The 25,844-nt window shown below is 60.5% G+C and carries 21 protein-coding genes; 12 read left to right on the forward strand and 9 right to left on the reverse strand.

Annotated elements, in window-relative coordinates:
• Positions 1-165: 165 nt before the first annotated feature.
• The 3 genes from trxB (at position 166) to rpmG (ending at position 1,725) form a co-directional block, all read left to right on the forward strand.
• On the forward strand, positions 166-1,110 hold the full coding sequence (gene trxB / locus AC1DU8_RS16100) for a thioredoxin-disulfide reductase (RefSeq protein WP_457279492.1): 945 nt from the start codon (positions 166-168) through the stop codon (positions 1,108-1,110).
• Between the two features lie 202 nt (positions 1,111-1,312).
• A complete protein-coding gene (gene rpmB, locus AC1DU8_RS16105) occupies positions 1,313-1,546 on the forward strand; it encodes a 50S ribosomal protein L28 (RefSeq protein WP_293403299.1) in 234 nt (77 codons plus the stop codon).
• A gap of 11 nt (positions 1,547-1,557) precedes the next feature.
• Positions 1,558-1,725, forward strand: a complete 168-nt coding sequence (gene rpmG, locus AC1DU8_RS16110; RefSeq protein WP_007863188.1) for a 50S ribosomal protein L33 — start codon at positions 1,558-1,560, stop codon at positions 1,723-1,725.
• Between the two features lie 296 nt (positions 1,726-2,021).
• Here rpmG and AC1DU8_RS16115 read toward each other — a convergent pair whose 3' ends face one another.
• The 4 genes from AC1DU8_RS16115 to AC1DU8_RS16130 form a co-directional block, all read right to left on the reverse strand.
• Positions 2,022-2,420 (reverse strand): diacylglycerol kinase family protein, encoded by a 399-nt coding sequence (locus tag AC1DU8_RS16115; protein ID WP_457279493.1) that lies wholly within the window; start codon positions 2,418-2,420, stop codon positions 2,022-2,024.
• Positions 2,421-2,547: 127 nt separating this feature from the next.
• Complete coding sequence (locus tag AC1DU8_RS16120; protein WP_477689950.1) at positions 2,548-4,473, reverse strand: linalool dehydratase/isomerase domain-containing protein; 1,926 nt, start codon at positions 4,471-4,473, stop codon at positions 2,548-2,550.
• Between the two features lie 585 nt (positions 4,474-5,058).
• Positions 5,059-6,258, reverse strand: coding sequence for a DesA family fatty acid desaturase (locus AC1DU8_RS16125; protein WP_457279495.1), 1,200 nt, complete (start codon positions 6,256-6,258; stop codon positions 5,059-5,061).
• A gap of 199 nt (positions 6,259-6,457) precedes the next feature.
• The gene (locus AC1DU8_RS16130; RefSeq protein WP_477666176.1) at positions 6,458-7,714 is read right to left on the reverse strand and encodes an RsmB/NOP family class I SAM-dependent RNA methyltransferase; all 1,257 of its coding nucleotides are present in this window, start codon (positions 7,712-7,714) and stop codon (positions 6,458-6,460) included.
• 54 nt (positions 7,715-7,768) lie between these two features.
• On the opposite strand from AC1DU8_RS16130, the gene AC1DU8_RS16135 reads away from it, so the two are divergent.
• Positions 7,769-8,017, forward strand: a complete 249-nt coding sequence (locus AC1DU8_RS16135) for a DUF1653 domain-containing protein (protein ID WP_457279497.1) — start codon at positions 7,769-7,771, stop codon at positions 8,015-8,017.
• Between the two features lie 147 nt (positions 8,018-8,164).
• Complete coding sequence (locus tag AC1DU8_RS16140) at positions 8,165-9,790, forward strand: peptide chain release factor 3 (RefSeq protein ID WP_457279498.1); 1,626 nt, start codon at positions 8,165-8,167, stop codon at positions 9,788-9,790.
• Between the two features lie 85 nt (positions 9,791-9,875).
• Here AC1DU8_RS16140 and AC1DU8_RS16145 read toward each other — a convergent pair whose 3' ends face one another.
• Complete coding sequence (locus tag AC1DU8_RS16145; protein ID WP_477689951.1) at positions 9,876-11,267, reverse strand: esterase-like activity of phytase family protein; 1,392 nt, start codon at positions 11,265-11,267, stop codon at positions 9,876-9,878.
• Positions 11,268-11,408: 141 nt separating this feature from the next.
• Between AC1DU8_RS16145 and AC1DU8_RS16150 the strand changes: the two genes are divergently transcribed.
• On the forward strand, positions 11,409-13,262 hold the full coding sequence (locus AC1DU8_RS16150) for a sensor domain-containing diguanylate cyclase (RefSeq protein ID WP_477726971.1): 1,854 nt from the start codon (positions 11,409-11,411) through the stop codon (positions 13,260-13,262).
• Here the strand turns inward: AC1DU8_RS16150 and AC1DU8_RS16155 are convergent.
• The gene (locus tag AC1DU8_RS16155; RefSeq protein WP_477726972.1) at positions 13,245-13,754 is read right to left on the reverse strand and encodes an Lrp/AsnC family transcriptional regulator; all 510 of its coding nucleotides are present in this window, start codon (positions 13,752-13,754) and stop codon (positions 13,245-13,247) included. The genes AC1DU8_RS16150 and AC1DU8_RS16155 overlap by 18 nt on opposite strands.
• A gap of 106 nt (positions 13,755-13,860) precedes the next feature.
• On the opposite strand from AC1DU8_RS16155, the gene mdeB reads away from it, so the two are divergent.
• Positions 13,861-16,569 (forward strand): alpha-ketoglutarate dehydrogenase, encoded by a 2,709-nt coding sequence (mdeB, locus tag AC1DU8_RS16160; RefSeq protein ID WP_477727060.1) that lies wholly within the window; start codon positions 13,861-13,863, stop codon positions 16,567-16,569.
• Positions 16,570-16,630: 61 nt separating this feature from the next.
• On the opposite strand, the gene AC1DU8_RS16165 is transcribed toward mdeB, so the two are convergent.
• Together AC1DU8_RS16165 and purN are read right to left on the reverse strand one after the other, a co-directional pair.
• A complete protein-coding gene (locus tag AC1DU8_RS16165; RefSeq protein WP_457279503.1) occupies positions 16,631-17,185 on the reverse strand; it encodes a fasciclin domain-containing protein in 555 nt (184 codons plus the stop codon).
• A 193-nt stretch (positions 17,186-17,378) separates the two neighbouring features.
• On the reverse strand, positions 17,379-17,975 hold the full coding sequence (gene purN, locus AC1DU8_RS16170; protein ID WP_477702322.1) for a phosphoribosylglycinamide formyltransferase: 597 nt from the start codon (positions 17,973-17,975) through the stop codon (positions 17,379-17,381).
• A gap of 158 nt (positions 17,976-18,133) precedes the next feature.
• Between purN and AC1DU8_RS16175 the strand changes: the two genes are divergently transcribed.
• Entirely contained in the window at positions 18,134-19,315 is a 1,182-nt protein-coding gene (locus AC1DU8_RS16175) for an acyl-CoA dehydrogenase family protein (RefSeq protein WP_457279505.1), read from the forward strand.
• Between the two features lie 22 nt (positions 19,316-19,337).
• The gene (locus tag AC1DU8_RS16180; RefSeq protein WP_477726973.1) at positions 19,338-20,453 is read left to right on the forward strand and encodes an acyl-CoA dehydrogenase family protein; all 1,116 of its coding nucleotides are present in this window, start codon (positions 19,338-19,340) and stop codon (positions 20,451-20,453) included.
• 153 nt (positions 20,454-20,606) lie between these two features.
• On the opposite strand, the gene AC1DU8_RS16185 is transcribed toward AC1DU8_RS16180, so the two are convergent.
• Positions 20,607-21,164, reverse strand: a complete 558-nt coding sequence (locus AC1DU8_RS16185; protein WP_092128654.1) for an HNH endonuclease — start codon at positions 21,162-21,164, stop codon at positions 20,607-20,609.
• Between the two features lie 161 nt (positions 21,165-21,325).
• On the opposite strand from AC1DU8_RS16185, the gene AC1DU8_RS16190 reads away from it, so the two are divergent.
• The 3 genes from AC1DU8_RS16190 to lspA all read left to right on the forward strand — a co-directional run bounded on the left by AC1DU8_RS16190 (position 21,326) and on the right by lspA (position 25,797).
• Positions 21,326-22,360, forward strand: a complete 1,035-nt coding sequence (locus tag AC1DU8_RS16190; protein ID WP_477666172.1) for a bifunctional riboflavin kinase/FAD synthetase — start codon at positions 21,326-21,328, stop codon at positions 22,358-22,360.
• Positions 22,361-22,477: 117 nt separating this feature from the next.
• Entirely contained in the window at positions 22,478-25,297 is a 2,820-nt protein-coding gene (gene ileS, locus AC1DU8_RS16195) for an isoleucine--tRNA ligase (RefSeq protein ID WP_477726974.1), read from the forward strand.
• On the forward strand, positions 25,297-25,797 hold the full coding sequence (gene lspA, locus AC1DU8_RS16200; RefSeq protein ID WP_477685899.1) for a signal peptidase II: 501 nt from the start codon (positions 25,297-25,299) through the stop codon (positions 25,795-25,797). The genes ileS and lspA overlap by 1 nt, the downstream gene beginning before the upstream one ends.
• Positions 25,798-25,844 lie beyond the last annotated feature (47 nt).

Here is a 25,844-nt window from a genome sequence, read left to right on the forward strand (position 1 = left end):
CCCAACCTCACATCCGACGGCTAGTCGCGTGAGTTCTTACAATGGCACGCAATCTCATAAGAAATCAAATGCCTGAAAAGTACCAGCAGCTGTTTTTACTTGACGCTGCACTTATGCGGCATGACTCTACATGAGTTCTTACACTTTCCCAATCAGTTTTTCATCATGAAACATTCCAGAGTCCTCATCCTCGGTTCAGGGCCTGCGGGTTACACCGCAGCCGTCTACGCAGCGCGCGCCAATCTCAACCCGGTATTGATCACCGGCATTGCGCAAGGCGGCCAGCTCATGACCACCACCGAGGTCGACAACTGGCCCGCCGACGTGCATGGCGTGCAGGGGCCCGACCTGATGCAGCGCTTCCTGGAGCACGCCGAGCGCTTCAAGACCGAGATTATTTTTGACCACATCAACAAGGTCGACTTCAGCAAACGCCCCTTTACCCTGACGGGCGACAGTGGGACTTACACCTGCGACTCGCTGATCATCGCCACCGGTGCCTCCGCCAAATACCTGGGCCTGGAGTCGGAGACGGCATTCATGGGCCGCGGCGTTTCCGGCTGCGCCACCTGTGACGGCTTCTTCTACCGCGGGGAAGAGGTCTGCGTGGTGGGTGGCGGCAACACCGCCGTCGAAGAGGCACTGTATTTATCCAACATCGCCAGCAAAGTCACGCTGGTACACCGCCGCGACAAATTCAAGGCCGAAGCCATCCTGATCGACAAACTGCACGAAAAAGTGGCCGCGGGCAAGATCGAGCTCAAACTGCACCACACGCTGGAGCAGGTGCTCGGTGACGCTTCAGGGGTGACCGGCGTCCGCCTGAAGAGCACAAACAGCGATGCCTCGCAGGACATCACCCTCAAAGGCTGTTTTATCGCGATCGGCCACCAGCCGAACACAGACATCTTTGCAGGGCAGCTGGAAATGAAAGACGGCTACATCATCACCAAAACCGGCCTGCAGGGCTTTGCCACCATGACCAGCGTTCCGGGCGTCTTCGCTGCCGGCGATGTGCAGGACCATATTTACCGCCAGGCAATTACCAGCGCCGGAACAGGCTGCATGGCGGCGCTGGATGCCCAGCGCTTCCTGGAACAAGGCTCCTGAAAACCAGAGGAAGCGCTGACTTCCTCTTTTTGTCTCTTTTTTCCAGCTCTTTTGCCGCCCTGCCGAGGCTCTCAATCGGCAGAATTGGACCAAATCAGTTTTCAGGCTATAATCTATGGCTTAGCTGAGCATTTGCAGGTCTGTCTCGTGCAGATTTACCCTTTGCCAGCATCCGATTTCTAATTTTTTACGGAGAGTGCTCATGGCACGCGTCTGTCAGGTAACGGGCAAAGGCCCGATGGTGGGAAACAATGTTTCTCACGCAAACAACAAAACCAAGCGCCGGTTCATGCCTAATCTGCAGTACCGCCGCTTCTGGGTCGAAAGCGAAAACCGCTGGGTGCGCCTGCGCATCACCAGCGCCGGTCTGCGCTTGATCGACAAAAAAGGCATCGATGCAGTCCTGGTGGACCTTCGTGCCCGCGGTGAAGTCTAAGGAGAAGCATCATGGCTAAAGGCGCACGCGAAAAAATCAAGCTGGAATCGACTGCCGGCACGGGTCATTTCTACACGACCACCAAAAACAAGAAAACCACGCCCGACAAGATGCTGATCATGAAATTTGATCCCAAGGCACGCAAGCACGTGGAATACAAAGAAATCAAGCTGAAATAAATAGTTACGAGTCCGTGCCTAGTTAAAAACTACCCGCTCGGTCGGCACATCCAGATAAAGGACACCTCGGTGTCCTTTATTTTTTGGGATTTAGAAAACAAAACTCCCACCAATTAAGCAGGTTGCTACGCGGCTTGTTTGAATCCTGTCGAAATCTGGTCCACATAAGCCTAGCTGTGGTTTAAGTCTTACCACCAAGGCGGCACATCACGCACAGCGCCACAACGCAATCATCTGGCAAGCCAAATCCGCAACCAACTCAGGCTAACTCCAAGAGCAGAGTCATCGACGGAACTTTATAGACTATTTTCCAAATAGGGCCAGAAGGTTATGACGCCGGTTGCCGCTGCTGCGCAAGCCGCAATTAACACGCCGCCGGCGGCAAGATCCTTTGCGCATTTGACTGCCAATGAATATTGTGGCGACACAACATCGCAGAGCGACTCCACTGCAGTGTTCATGGCCTCTGCCATCCAAACCATGGTCATCGCACCAATCAGCCAGCGCCAATCGCCGGCGTCCACTCGGCACCAACCGGCCAGCCCCGTCACTAGTATTGTGGCGATGAGATGCAGCCATGCGTTGTGCTGTGTTTTAAGCATCAAGGCAATCCCCTCGAAGGCATAACCAAAGCTCTTGAGGCGTGCGACCAGAGTGAATCGTTGCGCCGCGCGGGCATGAGGGACTTCTTTCATTTCCCATCCTTCCTGTTTACCAAGCGCCAAGCCTGGGCAACACATGAACGTCGAACGGTGCACACCTGCATAACCTGCAACCCATACAAGCAGCCCCATACCGTGGCCATCAAAATACAGCAACCCATCACAGCGCGCCGGCCGGCTCTAGCGTCACACAGGTGCGCCCAGCAAGCGGAATCTGCAAGCACACATTTCCCATGCCATCAGCCAGAACCTGCGTCAGGCATGCGCCTGTGACCCGATAAGGTGCCAACGGACGCAAGCCCGACACGCCCAAGCTCTTAATGCCATCACCGGCTCCGCCGTACAGCACCGCTTGCAAAGAGCTGCTTACAGCATCGGAGTGCGCAGCTGCAACCAGCACATCGGGATAGGACAGGGGTTCCAATCTGGGACCTTTTGATGGAAGCGGGTTACTGATCAGGTTTCGAAAGCTGTCGCGCCCTCCCGAGTGCGCCATCAGCTCGACACCATGCGCCCATACCGAGGCCTTATTCCTGTGGGCGACCCCGTGACTGAGAGTAGTTGGACACTCGTACTCCAGGGCATCCATGCAGTTTTGATACACACACTCATCGCCCAACTCTGCCGCCGCCAAGGCCGTCGCTGCGTAAGCACTCCCTCTTGAGAAACCATAGTTTCCCGTATCGATGGGCCAGAATTCACTGCGTCGAAGTCGCTCATGACTATCGAACATCTGACGTCTCAACAACAGCCATTGGCGACGCGCCAGGTCAGGTTCCAGCGCATTCAAAAAGTAGCAGGGCATCGCCAGGGGCATTGCGCCACCAATGGCGGGCAAGGCCAATCCCGTGTACGTAGAACGGCATGGCACGTAGCGACCCATGCCATCCAGAAACTCCGCGTCCAGATGCCGGCGAAACTCTGGCGCGTGACCGGCCCATTTCATCTGACCGTACTGCGCATCGTGGGCACGCAATGCCGCGGCTCCCATTGTGTTGCACAGGGGATAGACCCAGTTGGGCTCGCAGGCCATCAAATAGAAGGGTGAACGTTCGTATTCTTTTTCCAAACTGGACAGCAAGGACTCAAAACTGTGTTCGTAGCGTTTTCCGTTCGGATGCACCAGCGTAAAGGCACCTTTTTTCGAAAACTCCTGACTTCCTGTGCTTGCCTGGAACAAGGCCATCTGCAGCGCCACGAAGCCCGTGTACATGATGTTTTCACGGGCAGCAGGGTCGGAGTTCCACCGCAAGTTTCCCCATAGATTTTCCAGCGACCAGTAGGCCCATGCGCGATGCTGTGTCTGCTTGTTCAGCAACCTGCTTTGCGCGTCGCTCATGTACCCGCCTAACGCAGGCGTGAAGCGTGCCTGCGTCAAGGCAATGCCATAAGCCAGAAAGTTGACTTGATACCGAAGCGCCGCCGTCTGAAATTGATCGCGTTGCTCGAATCCCGAAAATTCATCGAAAGGTTGCAGAGCCCGATCGAGTGCGAACCTCAGACGACGCAGATGCGCCAAAGACATTTCCGGTTTTTGCCTTGATGATTGGGCTGTGAAGATCACGTCCAATCGAGCCATTTGTCGAACTAGGTAATCGTTATCGATGCGCCTTTGCCGGCCTGAGAACATAAACCAGGCCAGCATCAACAGGCAGCCCGCCGCAGCAGACAGCGCGAGCACGCAGTACACATTAAGAACCACACCTGGCTGAATTGCACCATGGCTCATGCTCGCGGCCCAAAACGCCGAACCGAGCCAAACAAGCGGAGGCAGCAACACATTGCCCGTGCCAAACCAGACCAACAGCGCAAACGCCAAGGCACCAACCGAGCACAGCCAGGCGGCTATATGACCTATGCCACGGCCTGTGCAGATATCGGCGTGCGCCAGAAATCCGCCGCCCGGCACCATCAACCCCAAGCCGAAAATCTGCAAGCCATCCTGATGCCCGAAAAGCAGCAAAGTCGAGCCGCCCGCAACGAGCAGCAGATACAGTTTTAAAAGTCGGACAGTCTTTCTTGTCGTTACCGGACCGAAAATTCGTGTGTATGGCGGAAGAGCAGCGACGCTACGGATTGAACTCACAGACCGACCTTTCTTCGAAATGAAAACACCAGGTTGATGCACTCGGCTTTCGATAGGTGCAGTCTGATACGCGCCTGTGAGGTCTTGATGAACTGTATGAAGTAGGTGTGAAGTCGACCGCCAGACGATCAATTACGCTGCATCGACCCAATAGCCCGTTTTGAGTTGCGGGTGTGTGAATCTGCATCAAGGGTGCGCCGCTGTTTCCGCGATTCTTGCCTCGAGTATTGGCAAACAGCCGGTTTCCTGGAGGAAGAACCTCAAGCACTACGACCTGCCGCTGGCAGCGTTTGGCTCGTCAGTGGGCGCGACCACCAGCTGTCGAATGTGGGGACAGCGCTTTCACCTCGAGAGTGTGTCAGGTTCAGCGCAATTCACGTGAGAAGGCTCTTCTGTGTGCAGAAGATGACGAATCTCGAACGCCCTGATCAGTGCGCTGGTAGCGACCCTACCATTACCAAATCTTGGGGCGCTCGATCATGGAACTCGTACCTTGCGCCGAACAATAAAAAACCGCTCCTGGATTTCTCCGGAAGCGGCCTTGAAGTTTCGACCGGGTGACCAGGTCGGATATGTAGCGTCAGGTCAGGTGCGGGCAGCCCGCAGCTTCATCGAGAATTCGCGCAAGGCGGCGATACCGCTTTCCTCAGCACGGTGGCACCAGGCCTGCAGGTCCGCAGCCAGCTGCTCACGGGAAGCGGAAGTGGTCAGCCACATCTGGCGCAGTTCTTCCCGCATGGTGACCATCTTGTCCAGCACGGGGTGTTCGGCGCGGGCCTGCGCCAGCTGGGGTTTGGCGGCGGCCGGCACCTTGTCGTCATCGCGGTGCAGCCAGCGATTGGCTGCGCGCAACACGGACACGTCGGCTTTCTTGGCCTTCAGCACTTCGAGTTCGGCCCTGCCGGCGCGGCGCAGTTCGCGCGCGAAACCCGCCATGACTTCGTAGCGATGGGCGATCAGGGCTTCCAGGGTTTTTTCATCTGCCACAGGCTGGATGGAACCCAGCTGGAGCTTGGGCGGGACCTTCTTGACGGAGGCCAGGCCTACTTTTTCCATGGCACGGATATACACCCAGCCGATGTCGAATTCGTAGGGCTTGACCGAGAACTTGGCCGATGTCGGGTAGGTGTGATGGTTGTTGTGCAGCTCTTCGCCGCCAATCATGATGCCCCAGGGCGAAATGTTGGTGCTGGCATCAGGCGCCTCAAAATTGCGATAGCCCCAATAGTGGCCAATGCCGTTGATGATGCCGGCTGCGGTCACGGGGATCCAGGCCATTTGCACGGCCCAGACAGCCAGGCCTGCAGCACCGAAGAGCGCCAGGTCGATGATCATCATCAGGCCCACGCCCTGCCAGCTATAGCGGGTGTAGACGTTGCGCTCAATCCAGTCATTGGGCGTGCCGTGGCCGAACTTGGCCATGGTTTCCTTGTTTTTGCTTTCGGCGCGGTACAACTCGGCGCCTTCCCAGAAAACCTTCTTGATGCCGTAAGCCTGCGGGCTGTGCGGATCTTCAGATGTTTCGCACTTGGCGTGGTGCTTGCGGTGAATGGACACCCACTCCTTGGTGACCTGGCCCGTACCCAGCCAGAGCCAGAGGCGGAAAAAATGCGAAGGAATCGCGTGCAGGTCCATGGCGCGGTGCGCCTGGTGACGGTGCAAGTAGATGGTGACGCTGGCAATGGTGATATGGGTGGTCACCAGCGTGTACAACACGATTTGCCACCAGCTGGCGGCAAGCAACCCATTGGCAAGCCAGTCGAGGGCCGCATCAAACAAGATCATAAAAATCCTTTAAACAATCCGAAGCAGTCGCCCATCCAGATGTGTCTCCAGGCGCTGCAAAAAATAACCACTTATTGTAAGGCGATCCCCCACAAATACCAAGTCACTTTCGGCACAGGATCCAAGGTCAAAACAGTGCGAAAAATCACGAATGAATATGTAACTTCGGCCTATCTGTCGTCTTTTGTCGCCAAAAATATCACGACTTTTGCCATACTGCTGCGAAAAACCCGTCCGTCTGATGCAGGTAAGGCCAGAGCCGAAGGTAGGGTCCGCGGCAGAGCTTTTCCGCGTGTTCCACCCCCAGATGAGTCAACAAGGGCCCTGTTTCAAGGACGTTGAACTCTTTATTCGCCTCACTGAAGGCTTCAGCGATGGCTTCGTTTTCTTCACGCAAAACGCTGCAGGTCGCGTAAACCAGGCGTCCGCCGGGCTTTAGAAGCCGCGCAGCGCTCTGCAAAATGGCAGCTTGCTTGGCCCTGAGCTCTTCAATCGCCTTGGGCGTCTGCCGCCATTTGAGGTCAGGATTGCGCCGCAGGGTGCCCAAGCCCGAGCACGGGGCGTCCACCAGGACCCGGTCTATCTTGCCAGCCAGACGCTTGATCCGGTCGTCACGCTCATGGGCAATGGCCACCGGATGAACATTGGAAAGGCCGCTGCGCGCCAGCCGCGGCTTGAGCGCATCCAGCCGGTGCCCCGACGTATCAAACGCATAAAGGCGCCCGGTATTGCGCATGGAAGCCCCCAGGGCCAAGGTCTTGCCACCTGCCCCGGCACAGAAGTCGACCACCATCTCACCGCGCTTGGCATCGACCAGCAGGGCCAGCAGCTGCGAGCCTTCATCCTGCACTTCAATGGCGCCACGCGTAAAGGCATCCAGTTTGCCCAGCTGGGGCTTGCCGTCGGCAATGCGCAGGCCCCAGGGCGAATACGGTGTTGCTACGGTTTTGATAGCTGCTTTCGCAAGCTCCTTCTGGACTTCAGCCCGTTTGTCCTTGAGCGTGTTGACGCGCAAATCAAGTCCGGCCGGTGCGTTCAGGCTCTCGACCAGCGGCCAGAAATCGTCGCCCAGCTGCTCTTTCAACGGATCAACCAGCCACTGCGGGAGGTTGTGGCGATGCAGCTCCATCAGGTCCGATGGTTTGACCTGGTCGCAACGCGCCAGCCAGTCTTTTTCCTGGTCGGTCAGCGCACCCATAAGAAAGTCGCGGTCCGCTGCGAAACCAAGAATCGCAAGACGCCGCTCCGGCGCGCCGCTGCCATGCTGGGCCAGATAGGTATAAAGATTTTTCTTGCGCAGAACACCGTAAATCGTTTCCGCCACGGTGGCGCGTTCACGCGGGCCGAGGCGATAGTCGCGGAAATAGCGCGACACCACCATGTCGGCGGGATGATCAAATTTGAGGACCTGCTTGAGAAGCTCGGAACAACTGTCGAGTAAGGCTTTAGGATGCATAGCCTCCATTGTCCCACCGAGCCACCGCGCAATATTTTTAAACCCTGATCCCTCATGCCAGAAGCCACCGCACACGCATTGCCTCCCCTGATAGAAACCCCGCCCGGTCTGTACCGCCACTACAAAGGCATGCTGTATGAGGTAGTCGGCACCGTGCGTCACAGCGAAAGCCTGGAGCCCATGACTCTGTACCGCGCGCTCTACGGCGAAAAAGGGCTATGGGTGCGGCCTGCTGGCATGTTTAATGAAGAGGTCGTGATCGACGGGGTGAAACAACCGCGATTTGCCCGGCAACCTGGTTAAGCACCGCATCCCCAATAAAAGAAACGGCGACCGCCGCGCCGGGCCGCCCCAAGCAAGGCCAGCCCCTGTCTCATAGGAAAGGGGCAGCGAACGCCGAAGGCACGTAGCGGCGGAGCGTGGGGGCCATCTCACCGATAATCATGGGTTATGTCCGAAACCCAAGCTTCCACTGAAATCGAAAAACAGGTCAAGCGCCGCCGCACGTTTGCCATCATCTCCCACCCCGACGCGGGTAAAACCACGCTGACCGAAAAGCTGTTGCTGTTCTCGGGTGCAATCCAGATCGCCGGCAGCGTCAAGGCCCGCAAGGCTGCGCGCCACGCCACCTCCGACTGGATGGAGATCGAAAAGCAGCGCGGCATCTCGGTCGCGAGCTCGGTCATGCAGATGGAATACCGCGACTGCGTCATCAACCTGCTCGACACACCGGGCCACCAGGACTTCTCCGAAGACACCTACCGTGTGTTGACCGCCGTGGACGCCGCGCTGATGGTGATCGACGCGGCCAACGGCGTTGAGCCGCAAACCCGCCGCCTGCTGCAGGTCTGCCGCGCGCGCAACACGCCCATCCTGACCTTCGTCAACAAGATGGACCGGGAGGTGCAGGATCCGATGAGCGTGATGGACGAGATCGAGCGCGAACTCGGCATGACGGTCATTCCCTTCACCTGGCCGGTCGGCATGGGCAAACTTTTCCATGGTGTCTACGACAGGCGCGAAGACCGCATGCGCGTCTTCAGCCCCGGCGAAGAAAAAGCCGGCGGCGACGATGAAATCCTGGCTGGCCTGGACAACGCCGAAGCCGCCAAGCGTTTTGGCGCCGAATACGCACAGGCACAAGGCGAAATCGAGCTGGTGGCCGGTGCCACGCCTGAATTCAACCGCGCCGAATTCCTTGCCGGCAAACAGACGCCCATGTTCTTCGGCTCGGCCATCAACAACTTCGGGGTGCAGGAAGTGCTGGACGCGCTGGTCGACCTGGCACCCGCACCCGCCGAACGGGAAGCCATCCAGCGCGTGGTGCACCCCGAAGAGAAAAAATTCTCCGGCGTGGTCTTCAAGATCCAGGCCAACATGGACCCGGCCCACCGCGACCGCATCGCGTTTTTGCGCGTGGCCAGCGGCGAATTCACCCGCGGCATGCGCCTGAAGGTGGTGCGCAGCGGCAAGGAGCTGCGCCCCAACACCGTGGTGAGCTTCATGAGCCAGCGCCGCGAGCTGCTCGACACCGCCTTCGCCGGCGACATCATCGGTATTCCCAACCATGGCGTGCTGCAGCTGGGCGACACGCTGACCGAAGGCGAAGCGCTGCAGTTCACCGGCCTGCCCTTCTTTGCGCCTGAAATGTTCCGCGCCGTCGAGGTGGCCGACCCGCTGCGCAGCAAGCAGCTGCGTGCCGGCCTCACGCAGCTGGGTGAAGAAGGCGCGATCCAGGTGTTCCGCCCGATTGCCGGCTCATTGCTGCTGCTGGGCGCTGTCGGCCAGCTGCAGTTTGAAGTGGTGGCTCACCGCCTCGAACATGAATACGGCGTCAAGGCCCGCATCATGGGCAGCAACTTCAACCTGGCCCGCTGGGTGACGTCCGAGGACCCGAACGAGCTCAAGAAATTCATGGACGCCAACGCCCACCGCGTGGCGCTGGATGCGGTCGATGCGCCCACCCTGCTGGTGGACCACAGCGCCACCCTGCGTGCCGTGGAGCAGCAGTGGCCCAAGATCAAGTTCCATGCACTGCGCGAGCACGCCGGGCTGGTTTTCCAGTCAAAAATGTAAGAACTTTTGGCCTGCAGGCCAATCAAGACTTGCGCAAGCAGCTATAAAATTCATAGCAACCGAGCGCGCATCCTGAAGCCCCGGCCTATTGGGCCTTGAGGAAGTCGCCCACTTCCAGCAAGATCAGTTCGTTGTCGTCCGCCTTGTTGGGTTCGCGGCTGCTGGAAAACGGCAGGTTGTTGTCGTTGCCCACCACGATGTGTGTGGCGTCCACCACGTCCACGTTTTCAATGGTGAAGAACGGGAAGGTCAGCACGCCGTTGTTCAGGGGCTTGCGCGCCAGCTTCGCCGGGTCGGCAATGGCCATCAAATCGATGTAGCCGATCTTGCGCAACGCACCGCCGGCATTGGCGTCGCTCAGCTCCACCTTGTAGACACGCTTGAACTTCGCAATGTCGTGGAAGCAGTCGATGCGTTTCTGACCTTCCGGGCAAGCCTTGTCGGCCGTGCCTTCGCCGTTGTCGCGCTCAATGATCAACCCGGTCGTGCCATCGATCATGTTGAAGTCGCCGATCGCGTGGCTGTTGCTCTCCAGCATGTATTTCCAGTGGCGGCCCGTCCAGGATTCGCTCTTCACGTCAAACTCCAGCACGCGCAGGTAGTCCTTGCCGCCCACGTTTTCATTGCCTTTGATGGCGGCGTCATACAGCGCGCCCTCGAGCAGCGCATACAGCTTGCTGCCGTCTTTCGAAGCTGCCATGCCTTCAAAACCCTTGGAGCGGCGAACCTGGAAATCCACCGCGCCGCCCGGCACGCCGGGAGTTGTCACGGCCGGATGGTCGGGCGAACGCACGGCCTTGCCGTCGACCAGCGTGTCAAACACCGCCAGCACTTTGCCCTTCATGTCGGCCTTGATCAGGAAAGGGCCGAACTCGTCGCCAATCCACAAGGCGCCACCGGCGAACTGGAAGCTTTCGGTGTCAAAGTCGCTGCCCGTGAGGTAGCGCTGCTTCGTGCCTTCATGGACGATGCGAAACGGCACTTTTCTATCGGGATCGTGCAGGAAAATCGTTTCCAGCCGCTTCAAGGCGCCGCCCTTGAAATCGACCTTGTAGCGGTTCAGGTACAGCATGGCATCCGGCGAATTGGCTTTGGAGCCAAAGCCGTTGTCGGTCAGGATCCAGAAGCTGCCATCGGGCATTTTCTTGATGCCGGAGTGGCCTTGCAGCGGCTGGCCCTTGAAAGGCACACTCACACCCGTAGGCCTGCCGGCAGACAGGCCTTCCACCGTGCCCAGCGCTTCCGTGCGCTTGCCATTGGTGAACTTGCCGCTGACCTGCAGGTCCTGCGGTGCATCTTTGGGCGCGGCAATAAATGATTGGGCAGGTACCACCACATGGCCGGCCAGCGTGGCCGGAAAGGCGGTCTGGGCTTGCAGCGGCGCAGCCAGCGCAACGGCTGCCAGCGCAGGAAAGATGGCTTTGAAGACAGATTTGAATGCGGGGCGCCGGTTGGCGGCAAAACGGGAAGAAGGCATGGGCAATCCACTGTTGATGAAAAGCGGATGGTGGCCAACGCATGTGACGCGCTGATTACACATAGCGCCTCCAGGTCCGCATCGGGCGTTTGCACGGCAGGGCCACGGCCTTGCGGGCAGGCCCTTTTTTTGCAATAAGCTATGCAGATGTATCGAACGGCAAGCCTGCGTGGTTTTTTCCTGATATTGCTCTGCGCATTCTGCGGCGCAGCCCATGCACAGGTCTTTGACCGCCTGTACGAAGACAGTCCCACAATCACACTGGCCCAGCCGCTGCAATGGGTCGCGGTGCCCAAGGATTCCATCGAGTCACCTGATGCCTTGACGACTGGCGATCCCGCAAAGGGACCATGGAGCTTTCAGCCCTATACAGACGACTCCATCCTTCCCACCTCGGACACGCAAGACGTCTGGGCCAGTTTTTCACTGCCGGCCACCGAAGCCCTGCAGACCTGGTACGTCCGGATGCCGGGCCAGGCGATCTTCAAGGCGAGCCTTTTTTCGCGCAACCCGCAAGGCGGCTGGCTGGTCCAATCCGCCGGCGAAGCGATTGCCCCGGCCGCGTGGGCGCTGCGCACCCGTGTGCCAAGTTTTGAGCTGCAAACGCGCGGCGACGGCATGCAGACCTACTACCTGCGCTTTGAGCACCGCAGGGCCATCACGGCGCGGCCCATGCTGCTGTCACCCATTGAGTACATCGACGGCGCGTCCCGGGTTGGCGTGGTGATCGGATTGATGTGGGGAATGTTCAGCCTGCTGGCCTTTCTGTGCCTGGCCGCGTTCGTCATGGCGCATAACAAGGTATTTTTGTGGTTCGGCGCCGTCGTGGTCACGCTCATGTTCACGCAGTTGGTGCTGATCGGCTACGGCGGCTGGCGCATCTGGCCGCACAGCGCACACCTGAACCAGGTCATGGGCTGGGTGCTGTCCTCGGTGAGCATGGCCGCCGGTGCCTGGTTTTGCACGCAGGCCAGTTATGCCAAGAGCGGCTACCCGCGCATACACCGCCTGCTGCTTATCGTGGCGGCGGGCAGCCTGTTCATGGCCTGCCTGATGGCTGCCAGCCAGAACCTTGTGCCGCGAGATCTTCGCAACCTGTGGCTGGGGTTTTCCACCCTGGCCATCATGGGAAGCCTCTTGTGGATGTCGTTGCGGGGACAGACCTGGAACCTTCTCATCCTGCTGGGCGCCGCGCCCATCGGGCTGGCCGCGCTGGCCCGGCTTTCCTACAACGCGGGCTGGGTCTGGAATGTTGAAGCGGCACAGGCAGCCGGTGTCCTGTCGGCAATGATCGGCCTGCTCTGGGTTTTCCTCGTGCTGGCATGGCGCAGCCGGGCCGCACTGTTTGCCAACCACCGCAGCGCCGCGCTGGCGACATACGACCCGGCCAGCGGGCTGATGTTGCCGCGGATCATCGACGACAGGCTGCCGCCCATGCTGCTGCGCGCCCGGCGGCAGAAGTCCGCCTTCGGCGTATTGATGTTGCGCTGGCTCGACCAGACCCCGAGCCATGACGCGGCAAGCGACCAGAAGCGCGGTGCCGCACTTTCCCGCATCGGCGAAATCCTGCGCGGGGCAGCACGCGACGTGGACACCGTGGTTCGCCATGGCGAAAACGACTTCATGATGCTGATCGAAGGCCCGGTCAACCGCACCACCCTGTCGGAAGTTTCAACCAAGATCCTGGCCGACTGCATACGCGCCTCTGAAAAGCTGGGCGACGCAAATGCCTTTAACCTGCACATCGCCCTGTGGCATGACACGCCCGGTTCCCAGACGACCGCGCAGGAAGTGGTTGAAAGGCTCAAGTCCCGCCTGCACCAGATGGCCTCCGGAACAAAGCGCTATGTGCAGTTTGTCGATTCACCGAGCGATACCGTGAGTGCCGCGGGAGAAGACGTGAGCCGTCGGGAAGACCTGCTGGCCAAGATCAACGAAATTGAAATTTCGCACCCGGCCCTGGCCAGCGAACAGGCTTCAACCCCGGGCCGCTGACACCCTGGCGATGGGTTCAGGCGCCCTGGTCAGAGGCAAAGGCAGCGCCGTCTTGTACCTGACCTGCTTGAGCGCAAAGCTCGAGCGTATTTTCTCGATGCCCGGAATCGGTGACAGTTGCTCCAGGATGAACTTCTCCAGCGCACCGATATCGGCCACAGCCACACGAATCAGGTAGTCGCTGTCGCCCGACATCAAATAGCACTCCATCACGTCGTCATGCTCGGCGATGCGCCGTTCAAAGTCGGCCAGCGACTCCTTGCTTTGCGTGCGCAGACTGATGGAGATGAACACATTCAGGCCCAAACCCAGCGCCGCCGCGTTGGCAATGGCCACATAGCGGTCAATCACGCCGCCGGCCTCCAGCGCCTTGACGCGGGCCAGGCACGGCGAAGGGCTCAGGTGCACGCGGCGCGCCAGCTCCACGTTGGTCAACGAGCCATCCCGCTGCAACTCATCCAGAATCTTCAAATCAAGGTTATCAAGCTGCATCATCTTCAAAATTGATTATTTGCAGCATTTTATGCTTTTAAATGGTGTCGTTCCCCGATATTGAAGCAACACCTTCCGGATGAATCTGCGTAAAGTGATCAGTGCCATGAACGATTCCACACCCCACCATTTACTGATGCAGGCCGCTTCTTACACCGATCCTTCCGCTGACCCTGACCCGCAGGAAACCGCCGAATGGCGCGAGGCGTTTGAAGCCCTTGCCCTTACGCAGGGCCCGGCCCGCGCACGCGAAATGCTGCATGAGCTGAGCCGCGTCGCGCGCAAGCAGCGCATCGGCTGGCGGCCCGAACTGGCCACGCCTTACGTCAACACCATTGGCGTAGACGAGCAGCCCGTGTTCCCCGGCGACCTGGCGATGGAAGAGCGCCTGGCCTCGCTGATGCGCTGGAATGCGCTGGCGATGGTCGTGCGCGCCAACCAGGCCGAGACCGGCGGCTCGGCCGAACTCGGCGGCCACATCGCGAGTTACGCCAGCGCAGCCGACCTGTTTGAAACCGGCTTCAACCATTTCTTTCGCGCACGCGAAGGCATCGGCCAAATTGACGGTGTTAACCAGCACCGCGGCGACCTGGTGTTCTTCCAGCCGCACAGCGCACCGGGCGTTTATGCGCGCGCTTACCTTGAAGGCCGCCTGGATGAGAAAGACCTGGGCTTTTACCGCCAGGAGTTGACCGCCCCCAGCCAGGGCGCGCAAGGCCTGTGCAGCTACCCGCACCCTTATTTGATGCCGGACTTCTGGCAGTTCCCCACGGGCTCCATGGGCATAGGCCCCATCAGCTCGATCTACCACGCGCGCTTCATGCGTTACCTCACGCACCGCCGTCTGCTCGATTGCACGGGCCGCAAAGTCTGGGGCGTGTTCGGCGACGGCGAGATGGACGAGCCCGAATCGATGAGCGCGCTGACGCTGGCCGCGCGCGAAGGGCTGGACAACATGGTCTGGGTCGTCAACTGCAACCTGCAACGGCTCGACGGCCCGGTGCGCGGCAACGGCCGCATCATCGACGAGCTCGAAAAGCTCTTTGCCGGCGCCGGGTGGAACGTCATCAAGCTGGTCTGGGGCAGCGACTGGGACGGCCTCTTTGCGCGCGACCTGACGGACGCATTGGCCAAAACTTTTGCGCAGACGGTGGACGGCCAGATGCAGACCTTTGCCGCCAAAGACGGGCGCTTTAACCGCGACAACTTCTTCGGCCAGAACGCCGAACTCACACGCCTGGCCCAAGGCATGACGGACGAGCAGATCGACCGCCTCAAACGCGGCGGCCACGACCTGGTGAAGATTCACGCCGCTTACGCCGCGGCGGCCAGCCATCAGGGGCAGCCCACGGTGATCCTGGCGCACACCAAAAAAGGCTACGGCATGGGAAGCGCCGGCCAGGGCAAGATGACCACGCATTCGCAGAAAAAATTCGACGGCGAAGAGCTGATCGAATTTCGCAACCGCTTCAATTTGCCACTATCTGACGAGCAAGCCAAAAACCTGGCCTTCTACAAGCCCGCGGCAGACAGTGCCGAGATGCAGTACATGCACGCCAAACGCGCAGCACTGGGCGGCTATTTGCCGCGGCGTGAAACGGCGGCCGACATCGTGAACATCCCAGCCCTGCCCACTTACGCGCAGTTCGCGCTGGCCGCCGACGGCAAGGAGATGAGCACCACCATGGCCTTTGTGCGCATGCTGGGCGGCTTGCTGAAAGACGCGGCGCTGGGCCCGAAGATCGTGCCCATCGTGGCCGACGAGGCGCGCACCTTCGGCATGGCCAACCTGTTCAAGCAGGTGGGCATTTACTCCAGCGTGGGCCAGCGTTATGCGCCGGAAGACATCGGCTCGGTGCTGAGTTACCGCGAGGCGCTCGACGGCCAGATCCTGGAAGAAGGTATCAGCGAAGCCGGCGCCATGGCCAGCTGGACCGCCGCTGCCACCAGCTACAGCGTACACGGCCTGGCGATGCTGCCCTTTTATATCTATTACTCGATGTTCGGCTTTCAGCGCGTGGGCGACCAGATCTGGGCTGCCGCCGACCAGCGCGCCCGCGGCTTCCTGCTGGGCGCAACTTCGGGCCGCACCACGCTGGGCGGCGAAGGCCTGCAGCACCAGGACGGTACCAGCCACCTGATCGCCGCGACCATTCCCAACTGCAAGGCCTATGACCCGGCTTTCGCGGGCGAGCTGGCCGTGATCCTGGACCACGGCATGCAGGAGATGATGGTCGAACAAAAAGACGTCTTCTACTACGTCACGCTGATGAACGAGAACTACGCCCAGCCTGATTTGCAAGCCGGTTCCGAGGCGGACATCATTCGCGGATGCTATCAATTCAATAGCTGGTCGCGCACATCCTTATTGCCCCATAGCCCTGAAACATCTTCAAAAAAGGCTCAAAAAGTCGTTTTATTGGGCTCGGGAGCGATCCTGACCGAGGTGATCAAGGCTGCGCAGCAGCTGGCCACGCAGGGTATTGAGGCCACGGTCTTCAGCGTGACCAGCTGGAGTGAGCTGGCGCGTGATGGTGCAGCTTGCCAGCAAGAGGCGATCAATGACGGCGCTGTGACTGCGCCCTTCATCGCACAGCAGTTACAAGGCAGCACCGGCCCCATCGTGGCCGCCACCGACTATGTGCGCGCTGTACCGGAAAGCATTCGCGCCTTTGTGCCCGAAGGCAGGCGCTACCTGACCCTGGGCACCGACGGCTTTGGCCGCAGCGACACACGCGCCGCGCTGCGTGAATTTTTCAGCGTCGACGCGCAAAGCATCGTCAAAGCAGCGCTGCACATGCTGAACCAGAAGTAGGCCGACGCGCGAAAACCCGCGCGCAGCAAGCCGCGCGCGGGCTCGGGAAAGAAACGCCGGCTTACTTGGGTAGCAGCACCTTGTCGACCACGTGGATCACGCCGTTGGATTGATACACGTCAGCAATGGTGACGGTCGCAACGCCGCCCTTCTCGTCGGTCACCGTGACCTTGCCGCCGGCCGCCTTGGCCACCAGCGTGCCACCGGCCACCGTCTTGATCGAGGCCATGCCCTTGCCGTCGGCAATCATCTTGCTGATGGCTGCAGCATCCCACTTGCCGGGCACGACGTGGTAGGTCAGGATGCCGGTGAGCATTCCCTTGTTCTCGGGCTTGAGCAGGGTGTCGACCGTACCGGCGGGCAACGCGGCGAAAGCCGCGTTGGTGGGCGCAAACACGGTGAACGGACCCGGGCCTTTGAGCGTATCGACCAGGCCCGCAGCCTTGACGGCGGCGACCAGCGTGGTGTGGTCTTTGGAATTGACTGCGTTGTCGATGATGTCCTTGCTGGCCAGCATGGGCGCACCGCCCACCATGACCTGGGCGAAGGAGGGAACCGCCGCGAACGACAGTGCCAGGGCCACGCCGATGGAAGCGAGTTTGTGTTTTGTCTGCATGTGGAATCCTTTGGAAGGTGTTGAATCACGAAATTGAACCTCAGCCGGAATCACGAGGATTCAAGCGGCTGTGATGAATACGGAGCGAGTGCTCCGGTGGATTCAAAACAGATGAGGGATCAACACCTTGCAGGGCGCATCACTGACAACAATGGGTAAGCAGCGACCGCTGGCAGCGGCCGCAGATCACAGTTCAGGCGGCGCGTTCGAAGAAGGCACGCACCGCCTTCGGATAGATCAGGTGCTCCTGCGTGAGCACGCGCGCGGCCAGCGCCTCGGCCGTATCTCCCGGCAAGACCGGCACCACGGCTTGCGCCAGTGTCTCGCCATGGTCCAGCTCGGCGGTCACCTGGTGCACCGTGGCGCCTGCCACCGTGCAGCCGGCATCGATGGCGCGCTGATGCGTGTGCAGACCGGGAAAAGCCGGCAGCAGCGAAGGATGAATGTTGATGAGCCGCCCGGCATAGTGCGCGACAAATCCCGGCGTGAGGATGCGCATGAAGCCGGCCAGCACGACCAGTGCCGGCGCGTGCCTGTCGATTTGCGCCATCAGCTCGGCATCAAACGCCTCGCGTGACGCATACGCGGCATGCGGGACCACGGCCGTGGCAATGCCCATGCCCCTGGCCAACTCCAGGCCGCCGGCGCTTGCCTTGTTGCTGATGACTGCGGCCACCTGCACACCCCACCGGCTGCGCCAGGCTTCTTTTTCAGCGGTGCGGGCGATAACCGCCATGTTGGAGCCGCCGCCCGAAATCAGGATAACGATGTTTTTCTGCGCAGTTGCCATAGCCCTCTAGTTTAGAACGCGGCAGATAGCAGTTCACAGGAGCCCGCCGCCCGCAACGGCACGAATGTCCCAACTGAGACATAAAATTGCGAACGACCGTGCTAAAAATAGAAAATCGACCGTAGACATACCTGCCAACCGGCCTGGAGACATTCACCATGGATTTAGCTTTCACTCCTGAAGAACAGGCCTTTCGCGAAGAGATACGCGCCTGGGTTCACACCAACCTGCCCAAGGACATCTCGCACAAGGTACACAACGCCCTGCGCCTGAGCCGTGACGACATGCAGCGCTGGGCCAAAATCCTCGGCAAGAAAGGCTGGCTGGGGCACGGCTGGCCCAAGGAATTCGGCGGCCCGGGCTGGAACGCCGTGCAAAAGCACTTGTTTGAAGAAGAGTGCGCACTGGCCGGCGCGCCGCGCGTGGTGCCCTTCGGACCGGTGATGGTGGCGCCCGTCATCATGGCATTTGGCAGCCCCGAGCAGCAAAAACGTTTCCTGCCCGGCATCGCCAGCGGCGAAGTGTGGTGGAGCCAGGGCTACAGCGAGCCGGGCTCCGGCTCGGATCTCGCATCCGTCAAATGCCGGGCCGAGCGCCAGGGCGACAAATACATCGTCAATGGCCAGAAGACCTGGACCACATTGGGCCAGTACGGCGAATGGATCTTCTGCCTGGTGCGCACCAGCACTGAAGGCAAGCCACAAACCGGCATTTCGTTTTTGCTGATCGACATGAAGTCGCCCGGCGTGACAGTGCGCCCCATCGTGCTGCTGGACGGCGAGGCCGAGGTCAATGAAGTCTGGTTCGACAACGTCGAGGTGCCGGCCAACAACCTGATCGGTGAAGAAAACAAGGGCTGGACTTACGCCAAGCACCTGCTCAGCCACGAACGCACCAACATCGCCGACGTCAACCGCGCCAAACGCGAGCTGGAACGCCTCAAACGCATCGCCAAGGCCGAAGGCGTCTACGACGACCTCCGCTTTCGCGACGAGATCGCCAAACTAGAGGTCGACGTGGTGGCGCTGGAAATGCTGGTGCTGCGTGTGCTGTCGGCCGAAAAGTCGGGCAAGAACTCGCTGGACATCGCCGGCCTGCTGAAAATCCGCGGCAGCGAAATTCAGCAGCGCTACAGCGAGCTGATGATGCTGGCCGCCGGCCCCTTCAGCCTGCCCTTCATCGAAGAAGCCATGGAAGCCGGCTGGCAGGGCGACTTCCCCGGCGGCCTGCCGGGCGACGCGCCGCTGGCGTCCACTTACTTCAACATGCGCAAAACCACGATTTACGGCGGCTCCAACGAAGTGCAACGCAATATCGTCTCGCAAGTCGTTCTCGGCTAAATCTGATTCAAAGGAACACATCATGGATTTCGATTTCACCGACGACCAGGAACAGCTGCGCGACGCCGTGCGCAAATGGGTCGACAAGGGCTACGACTTTGAGCGCCGCCGCGGCATCGCCAAGGCGGGCGGTTTCTCGCGCGAGGCCTATGGACAGATCGCCGAGCTGGGCCTGACCGGTCTCTACATACCCGAAGACGACGGCGGCCTGGGCATGGGCCCCGTCGAGGGCATGGTGGTGATGGAAGAGCTCGGGCGCGGTATTGTGCTGGAGCCTCTGGCGCAGACATTGATTGCCGGCGGCGTGCTGTCGAACTACGCCCCCGAAGCTGTCAAGGCGGCATGGCTGCCGAAAATCGCCGCGGGTGAATGCCTGGTGGTACTGGCCTACCAGGAACGGGCTGCACGCTACGACTTCAAAAAATGCGAGGCAAATGCGGCTGCAGCTGGCGATGGATGGGCGCTAACAGCTATCAAAAGCATAGTGCCGGCCGGTGATAAAGCCGATGCCTTCATCGTTCCCGCCATGGCCAGGGGCAAGCTGGCGCTGTTCCTCGTTGAGCGTGCGGCAGCCGGCGTGACAGCCACAGGCTACGGTACGCAGGACGGCGGCCGCGCTGCCGAAGTCACACTGAAAAACGCCCCCGCCACTTTGATCACCCTGGAGGGCCTCACGGCCCTGGCCCACGGCGTCGACATCGGCATCGCCGCCACCTGCGCCGAAGCCGTGGGCGTGATGGACAAGACCCTGGCCATCACCGTCGAATACATGAACACCCGCAAGCAGTTCGGCGTGGCCATCAGCAGCTTCCAGGCGCTGCGCCACCGCGTGGCCGACATGAAGATGCAGCTGGAGCTGGCGCGCTCGATGAGTTACTACGCCTCACTCAAGCTCAATGCGCCGGCCGACGAGCGCGCCCGGGCGCTGGCGCGCGCCAAGTACCAGTTGGGCGTGTCCATGCGCTTTGTGGGCCAACAGGCAGTGCAGTTGCATGGCGGCATCGGCGTGACCGACGAATACATCGTGAGCCACTACTTCAAGAAGCTGACGCAGCTGGAGATGACTTTTGGCGACACGCTGCATCACCTGGGCGAGGTGTCGAGCCGGATGCAGGAGACGGCCGGCGTATTTGCCTAAAAGTAGCGCTCCCCCCCGAAGCGGCCTGCGGCCGCCTCCCCCTCAAGGGGGCGCCACTGGCGGCCCGGCGAAGCCGGTTCCGCGGTGACATTGGCCCGGCCGCGCTACCGTATCAGGCGAGTTACGCGTGCAGGCGCGAGGGGATGGAAGGCGTCACGCGTGCAAGCGTGACGTCTTCGGAATATGCGCCATCAAAAACTCCATCTGGTCCGCCAGGATGCGGCGGTTGCGCAGGATGAAGTCTTCCCAGAGGCTGGGCACATAAGGCGTGTAAAGCAGCGGCATGTGCGCCTGTTCGGGCGTGCGGCTGCTTTTGCGGTGGTTGCAGGCGCGGCAGGCGGTCACCACGTTCATCCAGGTGTCTATGCCTTTTTGGGCAAACGGAATGATGTGCTCGCGCGTCAGGTCTTCTTCATGGAAATGCCCGCCGCAGTAGGCGCACACATTGCGGTCACGGGCGAAAAGCTTGCCGTTGGTCAGGCCCGGCTTCAGGTCAAACGGGTTGATGTTGGGCACGCCCTTGGTGCCGATGATGCTGTTGACGGTGATGATGGACTGCTCACCCGTGATGGCGTTGTGGCCGCCATGGAAGGTGACGACCCGCGCGCCCATCTCCCAGCGCACCTCGTCGGCCGCGTAATGCAACACGGCTTGTTCAAGGCTGATCCAGGATTGCGGCAATCCCTGGGCTGAGAGCTTCAAGACCTTCAAAACGAACCTCCATCATGGTGGATGACGCATGGAAACACGGCGTTCGGCTGACTGTGTATCAATATACAGTGAAATCATGACAAACAGGTTCAAATCCCCCATAAACCACTTTGAAGCCCCGTTGAGACGGCCTCCAGCGCTATAAAAACGATAATTGCCCCATGAAAATTTTCCGCGGCTACCACCATCCCCAGCTGGCGGCGCAATGCGCCCTGACCATCGGCAATTTCGATGGTGTGCACCGCGGCCACCAGGCCATGCTGGCGCTGCTGAAAAATGAGGCACAGCACCGCGGGGTCCCCAGCTGCGTCATGAGCTTCGAGCCGCATCCACGCGACTACTTTGCCGGTGTGGCCCGTAAGCCCGAGCTCGCCCCCGCGCGTATTGCCACCCTGCGCGACAAGCTCACTGAACTGGCCCGCTGCGGGATCGACCAATGCGTTGTGCTGCCCTTCAACGCAGCACTCGCATCCCAGCCGGCCGAATCGTTTATTGAAGATGTGTTGCTCAAAGGCCTGGGCGTGAAGTACGTACTGGTGGGCGACGACTTCCGCTTTGGCGCCAAACGGGTGGGCGACTACGCCATGCTGGACGCCGCCGGCGACCGCCTGGGTTTTGACGTCGCCCGCATGAACAGCTATGAAGTCAGCAACACCCGGGTGTCCAGTTCTGCGGTGCGCGAGGCGCTGGCGCAGGGCCAGATGACCCGCGTGGCCAGCCTGCTGGGCCGGCCTTACAGCATTTCGGGCCATGTGGTGCATGGCCGAAAACTGGGTCGCGACCTCGGTTTTCGCACGCTCAATCTCCGGTTTTCCCACTGGAAACCGGCAGCCAGCGGGATTTTTGCGGTGCAGGTGTTTGGCCTGGCCGACCAGCCCATTCCCGGCGTAGCCAACCTGGGGATCCGGCCCTCGCTGGACCCGGCCGACATCAACGGCGGGCGCGTGCTCCTGGAGACGCATTGCCTCGAATGGCCGGCCAGCCTGGGCCCCGAGGGGGCATACGGTAAAATCATCCGTGTGGAACTGCTTCATAAACTGCACGACGAACTGAAGTACGACAGCCTGGACAGCCTGAAAACAGGCATCGCCAAAGACTGTGACGAAGCGCGGGCGTTTTTTGCCCAGCCGCCCAAGTCGTTTCCAGCCTCCATGCACACGGAAACCAGCCGCCAGACCACGCGCGACCGAATTTAGACGATCTCGTCGCCTCTGGCCTCGCCTTTCATTTTTTGGCGACCGGCTTCTCCCCACCGTATTTCCGGCGGCCCGCTTTTTCAGGCCGCCCCAACAACAGCATCCCAGAAGCATCCCATGTCCGAAACCAAAACCGATTACCGCAGCACCCTGAACCTGCCTGACACACCCTTCCCGATGCGCGGCGACCTGCCCAAGCGCGAAGCCGGCTGGGTCAAGGAATGGGACGAAAAAGGCATCTACAAGAAGCTGCGCGACGTGCGCGCCGGCAAGCCCAGGTTCGTGTTGCACGACGGCCCGCCCTATGCCAACGGCAAGATCCACATCGGCCACGCCGTCAACAAGGTCCTGAAAGACATGATCGTCAAGGCGCGCCAGCTCAAGGGCCTGGACGCCATCTACGTGCCGGGCTGGGACTGCCACGGCCTGCCGATCGAGAACGCGATTGAAAAACTGCACGGCCGCAACCTGCCGCGCGACGAGGTGCAGGCCAGGAGCCGCGCCTTCGCCACCGAACAGATCGCCGGCCAGATGGCCGACTTCAAGCGCCTGGGTGTGCTCGGCGAATGGGACAACCCCTACCGCACGATGGATTTTGCCAACGAGGCCAATGAAATCCGCGCCCTCAAACGCATCATGGAACGCGGCTTTGTCTACCGTGGCCTCAAGCCCGTGTACTGGTGCTTTGACTGCGGCTCGTCTTTGGCCGAGTTTGAAATCGAATACGCCGACAAGAAGTCGCAGACGCTGGATGTCGGCTTCAAGTGCGCTGAGCCGGAGAAGCTCGCGGCCGCTTTCGGCCTCAAGAGCCTGGCCAAAGACGCCTTCGCGGTGATCTGGACGACCACCGCCTGGACCATCCCGGCCAACCAGGCGCTCAACCTGAACCCGGAACTCGAATACGCACTGGTCGACACAGAGCGCGGTATCTTGCTGCTGGCTTCAGTGCTGGTCGAGAAATGCCTTGAGCGCTACCAATTGAGCGGTACCGTGCTGGCCACCACGCTGGGCAAAAACCTGGCGCTGCTGAAATTCCAGCATCCCTTTTATGACGTCGATGCAGGCTACCGGCGCTTCAGCCCGGTCTTTCTGGCCGACTACGCCACCGCCGACGACGGCACCGGTATCGTGCACTCCTCTCCTGCCTATGGCGTAGAGGATTTCAACTCCTGCGTGGCCAACGGCATTGCCTACGACGACATCCTCAACCCGGTGCAGGGCAACGGGCGTTATGTCGACGATCTCGCGCTGTTTGGCGGCCTCAATATCTGGAAGGCCGCGCCGCTGGTCATCGACAAACTGCGCGAACACGGACGCCTCTTTGCCACCCAGGACATCCTGCACAGCTACCCGCACTGCTGGCGCCACAAGACGCCGGTGATCTACCGCGCGGCGGCCCAGTGGTTTGTGCGCATGGACGAGGGCGAAGGCGTTTTCACCAAGGACAAGGCACCGCAAACCCTGCGCAAGCTGGCCCTGGCCGCCATCGAAGAAACCAGCTTCTACCCGGAAAACGGCAAAGTCCGGCTGCGCGACATGATTGCCGGCCGGCCCGACTGGTGCATCAGCCGCCAGCGCAACTGGGGCGTGCCCCTGCCTTTTTTCATCCACACCGCCACCGGCGAGCTGCACCCGCGCACCATGGAAATCATGGACCAGGCAGCCGCCATGGTGGAGGCCGGCGGCATCGAGGCCTGGAGCAAGGCCACGGCCGAGTCCATCATCGGCGCCGATGCGCCGGATTACATCAAGAGCACCGACATCCTCGACGTCTGGTTTGACTCGGGCACCACGCACGACCATGTGCTGCGCCATAGTCACGCCGCGCAATCGACCTGGCCGGCAGACCTGTACCTGGAAGGCCACGACCAGCACCGCGGCTGGTTCCACTCGTCGCTGCTCACCGCCTGCGCGATGTACGACCATGCGCCGTACAAGGGCCTGCTCACGCACGGCTTCACCGTCGACGGCAAGGGCCGCAAGATGAGCAAGAGCGAAGGCAATGTCGTGGTACCGCAAGAGGTGAGCGACAAGCTGGGCGCCGAGATCATCCGCCTCTGGTGCGCCTCGACCGACTATTCGGGCGACCTGGGCATCGACGACAAGATCCTGGCCCGCGTGGTGGACGCCTACCGCCGCATCCGCAACACGCTGCGCTTCTTGATGGCCAACGTGAGCGACTTCGACCCAGCCAAAGACGCCGTGCCGTTTGAGCAGATGCTGGAAATCGACCGCTACGCGCTCAGCCGTGCATCGCAACTGCAGGCCGACATCCTGGCGCATTACGAGGTGTATGAATTCCACCCGGTGGTCTCCAAGCTGCAGATCTATTGCAGCGAAGACCTGGGCTCCTTCTACCTCGACATCCTGAAAGACCGGCTGTATACGACCGGCCCCAAATCGCTGGCCCGCCGCAGCGCGCAAACTGCGCTCTGGCAGATCACGCACGCCATGCTGCGCTGGATGGCGCCCTTCCTGAGCTTCACAGCCGAAGAAGCGTGGAAGGTGTTCGGGCAGTCCGAGTCCATCTTCATGGAAACCTATGCCGAGTTCCCCGCGCCCGACGCAGCGCTGCTGGCCAAGTGGTCACGCATCCGCGAAATCCGCGACACGGTCAACAAGGACATCGAAGCCCTGCGCACCGACGGCAAGGTAGGCTCTTCGCTGCAGGCCAATGTCGCGCTGGAAGTGGCCACCGAAGACCATGCACTGCTGGCCTCGCTCGGTGAAGACCTCAAATTTGTCTTCATCACATCCGCTATTGATTTAATAGCTGCTAGCGCAGTATCAACGCGGGTTTCAGCCAGTTCTGACATCAAATGCGAGCGCTGCTGGCACTACCGGAGTGACGTGGGACACGACCCCGCCCACCCGACCATTTGCGGCCGCTGCACCAGCAACCTGTATGGTGCCGGTGAAGACAGGAAGTTCGCCTGATGGCCAAGATGACCTTCATCAAATCAGAGGGCAGCATGCTCCCCTGGCTGGGCCTGGCACTGCTGATCCTGATCGCTGACCAGTTCACGAAGGTATTGATCCTGGGCTACTACCGCCTGGGCGACTCCACCTATGTGACGAGCTTCTTCAACGTCGTGCGCGTGCACAACACCGGTGCGGCGTTTTCTTTCCTGGCCGAAGCCTCTGGCTGGCAGCGCTGGTTTTTCACCGCCATCGGGGTTGCCGCGGCGCTCTTTATTGTGTGGATGCTGCGCTCGCATGCCGGTCAAAAGCTGTTTTCCTTCGCGCTGGCCTGCGTCCTGGGCGGCGCTGTCGGCAATGTCGTTGACCGCACCCTGCATGGCTATGTGGTGGATTTCCTGCAGTTCCACTGGCACGGCTGGTATTTTCCTTCGTTCAATATCGCCGATGCCGCCATCACCGTTGGCGCGGTTTGCCTCATCCTGGATGAGCTGCTCCGGGTTCGGCGTACCCGATAAACCGGAGTCGGACCGCTTGCAGCCATCCGGTTCAAGGGTATAGTGGT

It is taken from the genome of Polaromonas sp. P3_A5, from assembly GCF_056403055.1.

Coding starts and splice junctions, on each gene's coding strand:
- trxB (WP_457279492.1), top strand. CDS start 166: ATGAAACATTCCAGAGTCCTCATCCTCGGTTCAGGGCCTGCGGGTTAC.
- rpmB (WP_293403299.1), top strand. CDS start 1,313: ATGGCACGCGTCTGTCAGGTAACGGGCAAAGGCCCGATGGTGGGAAAC.
- rpmG (WP_007863188.1), top strand. CDS start 1,558: ATGGCTAAAGGCGCACGCGAAAAAATCAAGCTGGAATCGACTGCCGGC.
- AC1DU8_RS16115 (WP_457279493.1), bottom strand. CDS start 2,420: ATGAAAGAAGTCCCTCATGCCCGCGCGGCGCAACGATTCACTCTGGTC.
- AC1DU8_RS16125 (WP_457279495.1), bottom strand. CDS start 6,258: ATGATCTTGTTTGATGCGGCCCTCGACTGGCTTGCCAATGGGTTGCTT.
- AC1DU8_RS16130 (WP_477666176.1), bottom strand. CDS start 7,714: ATGCATCCTAAAGCCTTACTCGACAGTTGTTCCGAGCTTCTCAAGCAG.
- AC1DU8_RS16135 (WP_457279497.1), top strand. CDS start 7,769: ATGCCAGAAGCCACCGCACACGCATTGCCTCCCCTGATAGAAACCCCG.
- AC1DU8_RS16140 (WP_457279498.1), top strand. CDS start 8,165: ATGTCCGAAACCCAAGCTTCCACTGAAATCGAAAAACAGGTCAAGCGC.
- AC1DU8_RS16145 (WP_477689951.1), bottom strand. CDS start 11,267: ATGCCTTCTTCCCGTTTTGCCGCCAACCGGCGCCCCGCATTCAAATCT.
- AC1DU8_RS16150 (WP_477726971.1), top strand. CDS start 11,409: ATGCAGATGTATCGAACGGCAAGCCTGCGTGGTTTTTTCCTGATATTG.
- AC1DU8_RS16155 (WP_477726972.1), bottom strand. CDS start 13,754: ATGCAGCTTGATAACCTTGATTTGAAGATTCTGGATGAGTTGCAGCGG.
- mdeB (WP_477727060.1), top strand. CDS start 13,861: ATGAACGATTCCACACCCCACCATTTACTGATGCAGGCCGCTTCTTAC.
- AC1DU8_RS16165 (WP_457279503.1), bottom strand. CDS start 17,185: ATGCAGACAAAACACAAACTCGCTTCCATCGGCGTGGCCCTGGCACTG.
- purN (WP_477702322.1), bottom strand. CDS start 17,975: ATGGCAACTGCGCAGAAAAACATCGTTATCCTGATTTCGGGCGGCGGC.
- AC1DU8_RS16175 (WP_457279505.1), top strand. CDS start 18,134: ATGGATTTAGCTTTCACTCCTGAAGAACAGGCCTTTCGCGAAGAGATA.
- AC1DU8_RS16180 (WP_477726973.1), top strand. CDS start 19,338: ATGGATTTCGATTTCACCGACGACCAGGAACAGCTGCGCGACGCCGTG.
- AC1DU8_RS16190 (WP_477666172.1), top strand. CDS start 21,326: ATGAAAATTTTCCGCGGCTACCACCATCCCCAGCTGGCGGCGCAATGC.
- ileS (WP_477726974.1), top strand. CDS start 22,478: ATGTCCGAAACCAAAACCGATTACCGCAGCACCCTGAACCTGCCTGAC.
- lspA (WP_477685899.1), top strand. CDS start 25,297: ATGGCCAAGATGACCTTCATCAAATCAGAGGGCAGCATGCTCCCCTGG.